The 13,626-nt window shown below is 32.0% G+C and carries 15 protein-coding genes and 1 pseudogene; 14 read left to right on the top strand and 2 right to left on the bottom strand.

The window, feature by feature from the left end; all coding sequences use genetic code 11:
• Positions 1-5: 5 nt before the first annotated feature.
• On the bottom strand, positions 6-287 hold the full coding sequence (locus QM843_RS01590) for an IS110 family transposase (RefSeq protein ID WP_024057172.1): 282 nt from the start codon (positions 285-287) through the stop codon (positions 6-8).
• A gap of 194 nt (positions 288-481) precedes the next feature.
• On the opposite strand from QM843_RS01590, the pseudogene QM843_RS01585 reads away from it, so the two are divergent.
• From QM843_RS01585 to QM843_RS01540, 10 genes and pseudogenes are all read left to right on the top strand, one after another.
• A pseudogene (locus QM843_RS01585) lies at positions 482-703 on the top strand (CHAP domain-containing protein); the annotation flags it as partial.
• A gap of 251 nt (positions 704-954) precedes the next feature.
• Entirely contained in the window at positions 955-1,083 is a 129-nt protein-coding gene (locus tag QM843_RS01580; RefSeq protein WP_024057171.1) for a lasso RiPP family leader peptide-containing protein, read from the top strand.
• A gap of 111 nt (positions 1,084-1,194) precedes the next feature.
• Positions 1,195-2,982, top strand: coding sequence for an asparagine synthase-related protein (locus QM843_RS01575; RefSeq protein WP_414304692.1), 1,788 nt, complete (start codon positions 1,195-1,197; stop codon positions 2,980-2,982).
• A gap of 15 nt (positions 2,983-2,997) precedes the next feature.
• Positions 2,998-3,210 carry a PqqD family protein gene (locus QM843_RS01570; RefSeq protein ID WP_414328312.1) on the top strand — a complete coding sequence of 71 codons (213 nt, stop codon included), beginning with the start codon at positions 2,998-3,000 and terminating at the stop codon, positions 3,208-3,210.
• On the top strand, positions 3,210-5,432 hold the full coding sequence (locus QM843_RS01565; protein WP_414304693.1) for a lasso peptide biosynthesis B2 protein: 2,223 nt from the start codon (positions 3,210-3,212) through the stop codon (positions 5,430-5,432). Before QM843_RS01570 ends, QM843_RS01565 begins: the two co-directional genes overlap by 1 nt.
• Before the next feature lie 11 nt (positions 5,433-5,443).
• Positions 5,444-6,154: an ABC transporter ATP-binding protein gene (locus QM843_RS01560; protein ID WP_000438101.1), complete on the top strand. Its 711-nt coding sequence runs from the start codon at positions 5,444-5,446 to the stop codon at positions 6,152-6,154.
• Position 6,155: 1 nt separating this feature from the next.
• Positions 6,156-6,941: an ABC transporter permease gene (locus tag QM843_RS01555; protein ID WP_414304694.1), complete on the top strand. Its 786-nt coding sequence runs from the start codon at positions 6,156-6,158 to the stop codon at positions 6,939-6,941.
• Between the two features lies 1 nt (position 6,942).
• On the top strand, positions 6,943-7,662 hold the full coding sequence (locus tag QM843_RS01550; protein WP_290104872.1) for an ABC transporter permease: 720 nt from the start codon (positions 6,943-6,945) through the stop codon (positions 7,660-7,662).
• 61 nt (positions 7,663-7,723) lie between these two features.
• A complete protein-coding gene (locus tag QM843_RS01545; RefSeq protein ID WP_020901993.1) occupies positions 7,724-8,410 on the top strand; it encodes a response regulator transcription factor in 687 nt (228 codons plus the stop codon).
• Positions 8,380-9,468 carry a sensor histidine kinase gene (locus QM843_RS01540; protein ID WP_414304695.1) on the top strand — a complete coding sequence of 363 codons (1,089 nt, stop codon included), beginning with the start codon at positions 8,380-8,382 and terminating at the stop codon, positions 9,466-9,468. Before QM843_RS01545 ends, QM843_RS01540 begins: the two co-directional genes overlap by 31 nt.
• Positions 9,469-9,510: 42 nt before the next feature.
• On the opposite strand, the gene QM843_RS01535 is transcribed toward QM843_RS01540, so the two are convergent.
• Positions 9,511-9,759, bottom strand: a complete 249-nt coding sequence (locus tag QM843_RS01535; protein ID WP_414304696.1) for a hypothetical protein — start codon at positions 9,757-9,759, stop codon at positions 9,511-9,513.
• A gap of 188 nt (positions 9,760-9,947) precedes the next feature.
• Here QM843_RS01535 and QM843_RS01530 point away from each other — a divergent pair, with 188 nt between their 5' ends.
• From QM843_RS01530 to QM843_RS01515, 4 genes are all read left to right on the top strand, one after another.
• Positions 9,948-10,250, top strand: a complete 303-nt coding sequence (locus QM843_RS01530; protein WP_185952535.1) for a lactococcin 972 family bacteriocin — start codon at positions 9,948-9,950, stop codon at positions 10,248-10,250.
• A gap of 70 nt (positions 10,251-10,320) precedes the next feature.
• Entirely contained in the window at positions 10,321-12,342 is a 2,022-nt protein-coding gene (locus QM843_RS01525; RefSeq protein ID WP_414304697.1) for a bacteriocin-associated integral membrane family protein, read from the top strand.
• Between the two features lies 1 nt (position 12,343).
• Complete coding sequence (locus QM843_RS01520; protein ID WP_000571283.1) at positions 12,344-12,985, top strand: ABC transporter ATP-binding protein; 642 nt, start codon at positions 12,344-12,346, stop codon at positions 12,983-12,985.
• A gap of 197 nt (positions 12,986-13,182) precedes the next feature.
• On the top strand, positions 13,183-13,593 hold the full coding sequence (locus QM843_RS01515) for a cell envelope biogenesis protein OmpA (RefSeq protein ID WP_414304698.1): 411 nt from the start codon (positions 13,183-13,185) through the stop codon (positions 13,591-13,593).
• The last annotated feature ends 33 nt before the right edge of the window (positions 13,594-13,626 follow it).

The raw sequence follows: 13,626 nt of genomic DNA, 5'->3' as shown, positions 1-13,626 counted from the left end.
CTATCTTACGACCAGGTTTGAAGATTGGCAAGTGCTAAAACTAGATTAGAATCTGAAAAGATATTAAAGAGAGGGAGCCAATATTGCCCAGTACTTTCAAAAAAGACATGTGTGACATGGTTTTTCACCACCCAATCTAAAGCATTGTGAAGAGCTAGAGTAGTTGTTCCAAATTTCTTCTGAATTTTCTTTGGATTATTGGTATCTAGTGGGCCATCTAGAATACAAAAAACAATAGATTTTTGGTGGACATCAATACCACAACACGTTTCAATCATGACTTCCATTATAAAAACCTCCAGTTAACTATTTTAACAATAGAACAAGAGGCTACTAGTAAGATATTTTCATGCTCAAGGCATATTCGAGTTATCTCATGACTCTTGTTCATCCAGTTTTTTATACAGGCTAGGAAAAGCCCTATTAAAGAACACGGATTGGTATTGTTCATCTTCATTATAGGCTAAATATCTTTTTCTGTGGAGAAACGGGTTCCACACCAAAAGCGGGAGCTATTGTTTCTTTTGTAGGAGGTACACATGGCACACCAGCTATCTACGGTCATGTGGCTTTTGTAGAGAAAGACTATGATGATGGTTCTTTTCTAGTTTCTGAAACTAACTATGGTGGCAACCCTAACTATACCTTTAGAAAAATCTCGCAAGCAGATAGTGCCATCAGTTTTGCTTATACGATTAAATAAAATATTAAGATTTAATCGACGATTTAGATTCTATAAAGATTTAAAATTCTATTTGCTATCTTCTTGAAATAGGGCAAAGAATTTTAAATCTTTTTTATTTTCATTTTTACTCTCTAAATTCTGAAAAAAATCCGAAAATTTAAATGTAAACTGTAGTTGTTTAGAAAATGTAAAGTTTTTAAACAAAATTTTTCATACTCAAATAATAGAGTTCTGATATTGTTTGAGTATGGTAGAAAGAAAATTTGGTTATGAAATATAATAAACCTATATTTGAAAAAGTAGCAAACTTTAAAAAAGATACTAATGGTCTTTGGTTTGGTAAGTTTACTGATATTTTTGGTGGTCGTGCAGTATTTCAAATTGTTATTAATTATTAACAATAGTTTGTGATAAGTAGTTCTATCATATTGCTTTTTAGATAAAGTGTTTCGAAATTATCAGAACCCTAGAATTTTGAAGCACTTTATTTTTAATAATTATATTATATTTTGATAGATATTATCTCACAATTAAATAAAGGTTCAGATATTATGATTAGAAAGTTTGAATTAAAGACTAGAATTATATTTTTAACTAGAGAGAATTATATTCAGTTAAGTTACGGAAATAATATGATTTATGGTTTAGAAATTTACAAGGAGGAATTAAATAATTTACTAAAAATTGTTGACAATCTAAATTTTATAGAGAAAGCTTTCGAGTCAATTCATAAAGGTATTTTCATTGTAAAAAAGAATGATAAAATATTTGCTTATAATACTTTTTTAGGTACTGAATTATGTTGGTTTCATGATGGTGAAAATATTGTCATAAGTGATTCAGAAATTGAAATTGCTAGGGAGTATTCACTAGAGTTTGATAATAATCAGTTAGCAAAATATTTAATTCTAGGATTACCCATACACCTGTTACAATCTTACTCTATGTGGAAAAAAATATATAAAACAGATATTTTTAAGTATATCATTTTAGATAGTAGAAACTCCATTTCTATACAATCGTACGGTTCTACATTAAAAATTGGAATAAAAGATGAAAACTACAGTTTAGAAAGCATTAAAAAATATTTTTTTGATTACATATCAAATATTGTAAACAAATACAATAACATTTCTGCTGATTTATCTGGTGGTATTGACTCAGCATGCATAGCATATATGCTAAACAAAATAAATCATGATTTTCTTCTTTTTCATGCTGAATCTAGTGTGGAGTCAAATAGTGATACAAAATGGGCCGAAGGTATTTCAGAAGATATACATTGTCCATTGATTAAACTAACTTCATTGGAAAAAATTAATCACAGATTTGAGATGGATCATTCTTATATTGGGAACAAAGTTCCTTCTAATCCCCTATTGTGGGCTGATACTGAACATTATTTGGAAGAAGTAATTGAGAATACTAAAAATCAACAGTCTCATGTCCACTTTATTGGAATCGGAGGTGATGAATTGTTCACATCTATGCCTGCTACTCCGTGGTCTATATTAAGACAAGAAAAGTTAAAGAGTATAAACTATGTTTTAAGGTATTGTCTTATTGTAAAAAGAAATTCTATTGATTGTTTAAGAGATTTTATTGATAACAAATCTTTAACAGATGAATTAAGACAGAAATACAAAGAAGCATTTAGATGTTCGAAAAAAAATATTGAAAACAGAAATTTTTCTTGGATTGATAAAATAATAATACCAGATTTTTTAAGTACAAATTATAGAAATAGTATAAAGAAAAGGTTAGATTCTGAATTATTAGATAAGGAAGTAGAATTTCATAAAAATAGAGCAAAATATCAAGCCATTAGTTCACTAATTTTTCAAAAAAAAGTCTTAGAACAAGTTAATAGGCAGTTATCTGGAATACTAGATGTAGAAGCACCATTCTTAAATTATCAAATCGTAAAAACATCTATGAATATACCAGATAAAATAATTGTTGGACGAGCGATATCGAAGGAAATCCTTTATCAAACCTTAAAAGGAATTGTTCCAGTAGATATTTTTACAAGGAGAGTAAAAGGAGACTATTCTAGTCCACTATATTCAAGTTATAGAAAATTTGTAAAAGAAAATTCTGATCATATTTGGAATACTGAATTGGTAAGGAGAGAGATCGTAGATGGGGAAAAATTGACCAGTATTCTTAGTCTACCGACAGCCAATCCTATAATTATAGAATTTTTTGAGAAATTTTGTATACTTGAACGGTGGATACGACAAGTAGATAGATATATGGAAGGACGCAATAATGAAAATATTTTCAAAAAAACATAAATTAGAAATTAAAAAATAGAAAATGGTGCTATTGTATTTGATAAATCAACAGGATACTATTTTCAAACAAATGAAATTGGAGTAAAAATTTTATTAATGTTGTCTGAAAATATGAGTGAGGAAGAAATTGCAATATCTCTTTCTAAAGAATTTAAAGAAGATTTAGCAAATATAAAAGAAGATATTTTATTATTTATGAATTCTTTGAAAGAAAGTAGGATAATTTGATGGATATACAAATTTCTCAGGAAAAAGTTCAGTCAATTGATTTTAAAAGTAGTATACTAGCTAAAATATCTCTATTGTTATCATTTCCGTTAAATTTTTGTTCTCCCGAATTAATAGAAACTATTCTTAATTCAATTTCAAAAGATTTAAATTATGCTTCAGTATTGGATATAGAAAATGCAAGAAATGCAGTATGTTATGTGAGTCGTAAGTGTCGTAATCAAGATGGATGTCTGAAACGTTCTTTGGCAGTTTATATATACATTTTTTTATGTAGAAAAAAATGTAGTTGGTGTACTGGTTTTATAATGGATCCATTTAGGGCTCATGCTTGGATAGAATTAGGAGGGGTACCAATAGGTGAAAAAGAGGAAATAACAAGATACACCCATATGATCAAGACGAAAGATACGTATGAGAAAATAGTTTATCAGTTTGAAAAGAACGAAGAGTATGATGATAATAAATCATATCATGTACGGATTAGAGATTTATTTAAAGATGTATCGTTTCAGAAAAAGGAGTTTATACTAGTTTTTATTTTGGGGATACTTAGTACTTTTTTTAGTTTGATACAACCTGAATTATTGTCTGAATTGATTAAAAATGATATAACAAATATTTTTAGCAGTATATCATTTATCTTATTTATTACAACAGTTTTTTTAGCAACAATTTGCTCTACATTTCAATATTTCTATTTGCAAAAAATTGGAGAATTAGCTATTTATAAAACTAGAAAAAATTTAGTGAGCCGTATGTTTAATCTTCATATTTCAGACTATGATAATTGGAGCATAGGGGATTTCATAAGTCGTGTAGGGTCGGATACGTCTAAGTTAAGATTGGGAATTATCCAATTAACAGTATCGTTATCGAGTAGTTTAATTTTATCAATTGGTGCTATATTCTTATTATTTTTTAAAGATTTCTGGCTTTCGATTATTACATTATTAACACTTACTGTGGTATTTTTTGTCATACTGTTAATGAGTACAATAATTCAAAAAGCAAGTTTTGATGTACAAAAACATACTTCTAAATTATCATCGTTATTAACGAGAGATTTACTAGGAATCAGAACTATTAGAGCATTTAATAAGACAGAGTGTGAATTAGACAAAACGAATTATGAGATTAATTCAATAAAGGAATTAGGTTTAAAATTGTCAAAAGTACAAGCTTTGTTGACTCCGATATCTAATTTAGGCATACAGTTTAGTTTAATGATTGTAATTGGTGTAGGTTCGTATAGAGTATTTAATAATTTAATGGCTATATCTGATTTAACAGCTTTTATATTATTATTATATATGGCAATAGGCCCTTTTAGTCAAATATTTACATCAATATCAGGTATATCAGAATCACTTGGAGCTTTGAGTCGCATACAAGAAGTAGTAAACTTACCTGTAGAAAGAGATTATGATGTTGATATACACGAACGTTTTCAATCAAATGAAGGAGCAATTATTACTTTTAAAAATGTATATTTCACTTATAGTAAAAAATTTCATCTGGAAAAAAGAAATGTTATAACAGAATATATTTTAAATAATATTTCTTTTGATGTATATAGAGGTGAATACATAGCAATTGTTGGACCATCCGGTGCTGGGAAAAGTACCATTCTTCAAATTTTAGAACGTTTTTACGAGATCGATTTGGGAAGTATTTTAGTAGATGGTGTTGACATAAAAAAAATAGACAGATTTGATTTAAGAAAGAACTTAGCATATGTTGAACAAAATGCACCACTTTTAACGGGAACATTATTAGAAAACATACGGTTCGGCAATGAAGAAGTGTCAGAATTGGAGTGTTTATCAGTTTTAAAAGACGTTGGTTTACAATACTTAGTTGATAGAAACCCTGATGGTTTAAATATGCTTATAGGTGAAAATAGTGTAGGTTTATCAGGTGGTGAAAGACAAAGAATTGCTCTTGCAAGAGCATTACTTTCGAAAGCACAAATATTACTTTTAGATGAGATGACATCTAATCTAGACAGCATTAGCGAAAAACAAATAAAGAAAGTCTTAAAAAATATTCATCATAAAAAAACTATTATTTCAGTAGCTCATAGACTATCAACAGTTATAGAAGCGGATAGAATAATGGTTCTTGAGCACGGAAGAGTTGTAGGCGAGGGAACCCATAGTCAACTTCTTGAATCAGTTCCTCTGTATAAAGAACTTGCAAAAGAGCAATTATTAGTATAAGGAGAACATCTATGGAACAAAGTATTACTATTAAAAATTTATGTAAGTCATATGGCCAAACTCAAATTTTAAAAGATATTTCTTTTGAAGCAAAAGCAGGTAGAGTGACTGCTTTCCTAGGTCCAAATGGAGCTGGAAAAAGTTCAACCTTACGTATTTTATTAGGATTAGACAAAGCAACATCTGGTCTTACTAAAATTGGAGATCAAACTTATAAGGAATTAAAATTTCCTCTAAAAACTGTAGGAGCTTCATTTGACAGTGTAGGTGCTCCTGATGATCGGACTGTTTATCAACATTTGAAAATTGTTGCTGCTAGTAATGGGATATCCAGTCAGCGAATTGAGCAAGTCTTGGATATGGTGGATATTAGTCATAAGAAAAAATCTAAAATTGGAAAATTATCATTAGGAGAAGGACAACGCTTGGGGATTGCAACAGCTCTATTAGGAAATCCTCAGTACCTGATATTGGATGAACCGACTAATGGGTTGGATCCAAGAGGAATTCGGTGGTTTAGAGAGTTTATAAAAAAACAAGCTCAAGAAGGGAAAACAGTCTTGCTATCATCTCATATATTATCGGAAGTGGAAGCAGTAACAGATGATGTAGTTATCATAAATAAAGGAAAAGTTCTTATAAAAGGGACTTTACAAGAAGTGATGAAAAATCTTTCTTCACTAGAGGAAGTCTTCTTTAGTTTAACAGAGGGAGGGAAGTGATATGGCACTTATTTACTCTCTTCATTCTGAAATATTGAAATTACTTTATAAGAGAGCTACTCATGTTGTACTATTCTTGATACTGGTATTTCAAACGTTTTTAGCAAATATTGGTGCTTCTCAAATTGTTTCAGTTGGTATCCATGCTACACCAGAGACAAATCCAGAATTAGCAGAAGCTATACCTCCTATTGAATTTTTAGGTTTTGATGTCACTTTATTTGGTGTTTTTATTATGATTATCCTAGGCTCAATTTACGGAGCCGAGGAGTATAAATGCTCTGCTATTCGTACAAGCCTCCTCTCTATTACAAATCGAATTACTTTCCTAGTTTCAAAAACATTAGTTTGGCTTGTATTTTCTTTTTTCATTTCCTTTCTATCAATATTCCTGACGATTAACATGACACATTATGTTTTAGGACAAGATGGCTTATTGCTTTTTTCACTAAATTGGACAGTTTGGTTCTATATATTTTTAGCCAGTATAGCTTGGACTTTATTGGGACTTCTAGCCTATATTATGGCTTTGACATTTAAAACAGCCATTGTTCCTCTATTATTTTTGCTTCCTCAAGTCTACAATTTAGGAACATTCTTAGCAAACTATATATCGGTTGCAAAATTTCTTCCAGTTGCATTGGGGCAAGGATTGATTGCTACATCTCCTCAAATTTTAGAACATAATAGTTTACAAAATATTTTATTGTTACTTTGTTGGAACCTCTCATTCTTGGCTTTAGCAATTTACCGCTTACTTAAGTCAGATATTGGAGGAGGTGAATAAGTTGAAAGAGCAACTTAAAAGTGAGTATCTCAAGTTTATTATGAATCCTTGGCACTGGTTGATTATAGGTGCTCTATTACTGTGTGTTCCAGCGTTAGTTATTTTTTTAAATAATAAGCCAGACCAGTTGACCCTACAGTTTGTTTTGGAACAGCTACTGCAAAGTCTCTATTTAGGACAGGCAGGTTTCGTTAGTCTAGCGGTTCTATTTATAGGTCAAGAATTTACAGGTTCTAGCCTTCGTACCAGTTTTCTTACATGTCCAAATCGTTTGAAATTTATAATCTGTAAACTAGCTATTGTATTATGTATGGAAATTGTATTATTGGTTGCTGTAATATCATTATGCATACTAATCGCGCAAGGATACTACAATATCAATCTTTTGAGTAATATTAAACATGTTCTAACAATTCTATTTCCAGCTTGTATTTCTATTCTAACCTTCTCTCTTTTAAGTGGTATTTTTGTATTTATTTCCCAGTCTTTTATCTTAATTTTGGGAATCAGTTTATCCCTTTTATTGGGGTTGGGACAGATGTTATTACAATTCAGTTCTTTTTTTAGAAATTTACCATTACTGGCTAGTATGAATTGTTTTTATACCTATCCATTGTCTCTTTATTATCCAGTGTGGCAAGGCTTAGGGATACAAATAGTTTGGTTATTAATTGTTTTTCTATTTGCTACATTGATACTTATAGGAAAAAATGTACGCTAAAGACAGGGGATATCCTGTCTTTTTCTCAGTTAGTGCTATAATATATTCAGGAGGGTGAGTTATGGCTTATAAAATTTTGGTTGTAGATGATGATCTTGCTATTCTTCGCCTAATAAAAAAAGTACTAGAATATGAAAAATATGAAGTAGTCATACGAAATAAGATAGAAGAGATTGATCTTTGTGATTTTACAGGCTTTGACTTGATTCTATTAGATATTATGATGCCTGTTAGTGGTTTAGAAATCTGTCAGATGATTCGCGAGCAGATAACTGTTCCTATTTGTTTTATAACTGCCAAGGATATGGATGAAGACTTAGTAGCTGGAATCAATGCAGGTGCTGATGATTATATTATGAAGCCCTTTAGTATGCAAGAACTTTTAGCACGTGTTAAAATGCACTTGCGTCGTGAAGAACGGACTAAAGGAAATGTTCATCAAATAAAGATTGGGAAGCTTATACTATATACGGATAGTAAGGAACTATTTGTAAACGATGATAAGATTGCCTTGACAAGGAGGGAATTTGATATAGTGAATCTTTTAGCAAGCACCCCAAGTAGAATATACTCTATAGAGGAAATTTATAATTATCTATATCCACAAAGTTCCGAAGCTCTTTTACGTTCGGTTTCAGAGTATATTTATCAAATTCGTCAAAAGCTGAAACCTTATCAATTAAATCCAATTAAAACCTTGTATGGTGGAGGATATCAATGGGTAGAATCAAAAGTTTTAGACAATTAATTCGAGAAACCTGTTGGAGAATTATTTGGCAGTTTAGTCTTGGCTTACTAATGGCCTATCTTATTCCCTTAGCTTCAGTATCTATACAAATAAATGAAGATGGGAAACCTTTAAACAATAGTGGTGTTCTATCAATCTTTTTTAATGTGTCATCATGGATATATATTTGTGTTTTATTGATTATTCTAATAAGTTATCACATTGGAAAATTGTTGAAAAAACTGAGTTATGAAATGACTTTGATTTATGAAAATAGTATGTGGTTGGAGAAGGAATGTACAGAAAGTTTAACGGTTAAAGAATTTCGCGAGACAGGAAATCGGATTATTGTGATGCAAGATAGAATTCGACAATTAATAGTTGATGAGAAACAGCAGAAAGAAGATTTGATGTTTCAGGTTTCAGCAGCTTCTCATGATTTAAAGACACCCTTAACCATTATTAGGGGAAATGTAGAATTCTTGCAGGCGATAACTGAAAACGACCAATCTCAAGAATGCTTAGCAGATATAGAAAGAGCTAGTCAACAGTTACTAGATTATTTCAATCAATTGATTCACTATTCTAAAACCTATTATGATGATGAGACAGGTTGGACGGAGTATTCCTCTTCAGATTTTATCAATGAATTAGAGAAAGAAGTCTCTTTTTTGATAAAAAATCAGATGAAGTTTTCTTTTGAACAAAATGTGAAAGGAACTGAAAACTATTATATAAATCCATCTCTTCTGATTCGTGCCATACAAAATATTTTAACAAATGCTTTGGAATACGCCGATAAACAGAATCCTAAAATTAAAATTAGAGTAGAGCAAGAGGGGAAGGAATTGAAAATAGGTATATGGAATAATGGTTCGGAATTTCCAGAGGAAGTTTTAAATAATTTTGGAAAGCTCTTTTATCGTATGGATAAAGCTAGATCGTATAAAGAGCAACATTATGGTATTGGACTGAGTTTTGTATGTAGAGTTGCAAAACTACACAAAGGCCGAGTTGAGCTTAGAAATAGAGACGATGGAGCAGAAGTTTTAATAACTGTGAATTGTATTAAATCATAGTGATGTATCAATACCCCAACTAATGAATAATACATTAGTCAATTATGGGAAATTTACTAGATTTTCTTTAACAAAGATTTTTGACTTGAAATTGTAGCTATTTAAAGATACAATATGTTTATAAATGAGTGGTCGGCTCATGGTTAATCTGATAGTAATCTTGGACATAAGGGCCAAGCGGTGGCGGACACCAGAACGAAATCCGATAGCAATCTTGGACGTAAGGGCCAAGCGGTGGCAGACACCAGAATAAACCGACTGACTGGGTGGCTTACAGGTTCTGTAAGTCATCTATTTTTTTTTATTGTTACAATAGTTTATTTGAAAAAAATTTTCTGATTTACTTACAATTAATTGACATATAATAGTTAAAATGTTATTATTGTTCTACAAAGAAATCGGTTTCAAAAAAAGAGAGAGGAGGATTTATTTTGTCGCATTGTTACTCAGGGTGTGCTTTTTTTGAAAGGAAAAATAAAATGAAAACGAAAAAACATAGATTACTCGCTCTAGCTCTTATTTCAAGCTTTACATTAATGGGAGCCGTATCAGCTGCTGTACAATATCCAGATGGAGGAGTATGGACATACGGAGAAGGCTCAGGAGGTGGTTGGGCTTTTTCAAATTACTATCATGGTAAAAAATATCATTATTCTTCTCTCGCAAGTAGATGGGATAGTCATTCAGATAAAGGAGAAGCACCTGCAGGAAAAACTTCAGAGGCTTGGATTTGGACTAAATTTGGGGAACAAGTATCATTTTACTATGACTATGACGACTAATATTTAGTTTTTTTAGACAATTCCCCTGGTAAGAAATTACAAGGGGAATTTTGTTTACAAGGAGTCTACTATGAAGAAACTATTCATATTATTATCAACTTTTTTTCTCAGCTTCTTCTTTGCTTGGATTATAGTCTTACGTGCGCCACAATATTTATATGCAAGCTATGATTCCGTTTCTCTACTTCGTGTCAAAAAAGATACTCAGGAACCGACGCGTGAGGTATTTGAAAAGGAATTAGAGAAGTTTGTAAACTCAGAACAGAGTTTAATAGCTAGAAGAATTGTAGAGCCGAGTAAGGATGGGACGACTCACTTTACTTATGCAACTTATGGTCAGGGAACATTACCAAAAGAATTCCAAGAAGCTAGCCAAGAAAGTCGTGAACGTAGTGATCCGCTAAATAGTTATCTCCTTTTATCAGGCTCCTTGACGAAAGAAAAGCTAGCCGATAAATTAGGAGATTTGGGTTATAAAGCAATTGCTGACCGAAAAACACCTCCTTATTCTCTTGCTTTTCGAATTTTACTAAATCCACTTATTTTAATTAGTTTAGCAATATTTGGCTTATCTTTCTTTGCTTTAGTGATTATCACTCGGATTAAGGAAATGAGAGTAGCAGGTATAAAACTCTTTTCTGGTCAGACACTCTTATCAATCATGGGGCATTCTTTATCGACTGATATCAAGTGGCTCCTTCTATCAGCCCTCCTTTCCTTCCTAGGTGGGGGAGTCGTTCTTTTTAGTCAAGGTTTGTTTTATCCTATCTTGTTAGCTACCTATGGTTTTGGGATTAGTTTTTACCTTTTGTTTTTATTGGGGATTTCAATTTTACTAATGCTCCTTTACCTAATGAGTTTGAGTTACAAAGCATTGGTTCCCGTTATTAAGGGAAGATTACCCCTTAAACGCTTGATGGCTTTAACCCTATTGTGTCAGTTAGTAGCTGTTTTTACAGTAGGCTACGCTGTTAAGACGGGTTTGACGTCTTACCAACGATTGAAAGAACTTGAAATTTCAAAACAAGCATGGAAGGATAGAGCAGATTATTATCAAATTTCTTTTGGTTTAGGTGATAGAGGAAAAGATACAGAAAATCTGAATAAGTGGTATGAATTTTCCAAAGAAGCAGTTGAAAAAGAACAGGCTCTATTTGTAAAAGATAATCTCATTCATTTTGCAAATCCTCAAGGAAAAAATGAACAGGGAGAGACACTGGATACCTATAGTCCAGATGCTAATGTTCTCTATGTCAGTCCAAGTTATTTGGACAAGGAAAATGTATCTGTAAATGGTGAGACTAGACAGAAACTAGCCCATCTTCAAAAAGGTGAATTTGGACTCTTATTACCAGAATCTCTTCGTTCACAGGAAGCAGAACTTAAGAAAGTTTTTGAAGAACGTTTGAACTATTACGGAAAATCAAGCGAGGATAAAGACGCTCCTTTAGAGTATGAAATGAGAGCGATTGTTAGCTATCTTCCAACAGGAGAAAAACGATTTGTTTATAATAACGGTGAAAATCCAGTATCTATTCAGTACTTAACCGATCCGATTTTAGTTGTATTTACTCCAACATCTACAGGTGATAGTATCATTTCCAAATCTAGTTGGTCTATCAATGCTGGAAAGCAACTCTTTATCAAGGGATATGAGAGTGGTCTATCTCTCTTGAAGGAAGCTGGAATTTATGAGCAAGTATCTTATCTTAAAGAAGGAAGAAGTGTTTATCTAACTCGTTATAATGAAGTGCAAACTGAAACAGCAACTTTAATCTTAGGAGCCATTGTGGGGATAGCTAGTTCCTTGTTACTCTTTTATTCTGTCAATCTTCTATATTTCGAGCAATTCCGTCGAGATATCTTGATTAAACGAATTTCAGGTTTACGATTTTTTGAAACGCATGCTCAGTATATGGTTAGTCAATTTGCCAGTTTTGTATTTGGTGCTAGTCTCTTTATTTTACGCAGTAGAGACTGGGTAATTGGCTTACTCACTTTATTAGTCTTTCTAGTTAGTGCAGTTCTGACGCTTTACCGTCAAGCGCAGAAAGAATCTCGTGTTTCTATGACAATTATGAAAGGAAAATAGGATGATTGAACTAAAGAATATATCTAAAAAATTTGGAAGCCGTCAGCTATTTTCAGATACGAATCTTCATTTTGAAGGTGGGAAAATTTATGCCTTAATCGGTACAAGTGGCTGTGGTAAGACAACACTCTTGAATATGATTGGACGATTAGAGCCATATGACAAAGGGCAAATCATCTATGATGGCACTTCTCTTAAAGACATTAAGCCCTCTGTTTTCTTTAGAGATTACTTGGGATATTTATTTCAAGATTTTGGCTTAATTGAAAGCCAAACCGTCAAAGAGAATCTCAATCTGGGTTTAGTTGGTAAAAAGTTGAAAGAAAAAGAGAAAATCTCTTTGATGAAACAAGCTCTAAATCGTGTAAACCTATCCTATTTGGATTTAAAGCAACCTATATTTGAGTTATCAGGAGGAGAAGCACAACGTGTTGCACTAGCGAAGATAATTTTAAAGGATCCGCCTTTGATTCTCGCAGATGAACCAACTGCTTCGCTAGACCCCAAAAACTCTGAGGAATTACTTTCTATCCTAGAATCTTTAAAAAATCCGAATCGGACCATTATTATTGCGACCCACAATCCTCTTATTTGGGAACAAGTGGACCAAGTAATTCGAGTTACCGATTTATCACATAGATGATATAGCAAGATTCAGCTATAAGAAAGTTTTTGATTATATACCGCATAAATTTCGAATATCTGAAGCACTTGTTTATAATCACAATATTATTTGAGAACGTAGTTTTGGCTCGTTCTCTTTTTTGTTGTGATACTTCTTTCAAGGAATATTTGGTAGGATTGGAGTGAAAAAAGATTAACTAGGAAAGAAGGAAGTATATGGTAGCCATTTATCAACGTGATTCGGATCAAGATGGACTAACTGATGCTCAAGAATTAGCGCTAGGAACCAATCCTCTTAGCGCAGATTCTGATGGTGATGGTCGTTCAGATTTAGTGGAAGTAGAAGAAGGAAGCAATCCCTTAGAAAAGGATTTACAAGACATAGACCAAACAAGTATAACTGAACCATCTTCAGTATTTATGGAAATGAAACAAAAGATTTCAGATATGATGGAGAGTCACTACAAGGAATTTATACAGGCTCTGATTAGTATTGAAACAGGGATTGAAAACCAACAAGACCTAGAAGACTTATATACTTACTACATGAGAACAGATTCTGTTTCTCTTTTGTCTAGTGATTTAGAAATCAGTCCTCAAGAGGTTGAAATGGAGATAGAGTTGTAGGGGAATCATGTGATTCTCCTATTTTCGTATAGA

Origin of the sequence: Streptococcus mitis (assembly GCF_047463435.1) — a bacterium.
Lineage (GTDB): Bacteria > Bacillota > Bacilli > Lactobacillales > Streptococcaceae > Streptococcus > Streptococcus mitis_DS.
The sequence above is the reverse complement of the archived record's forward strand: the minus strand, read 5'-3'. Positions and strand labels throughout refer to the sequence as shown.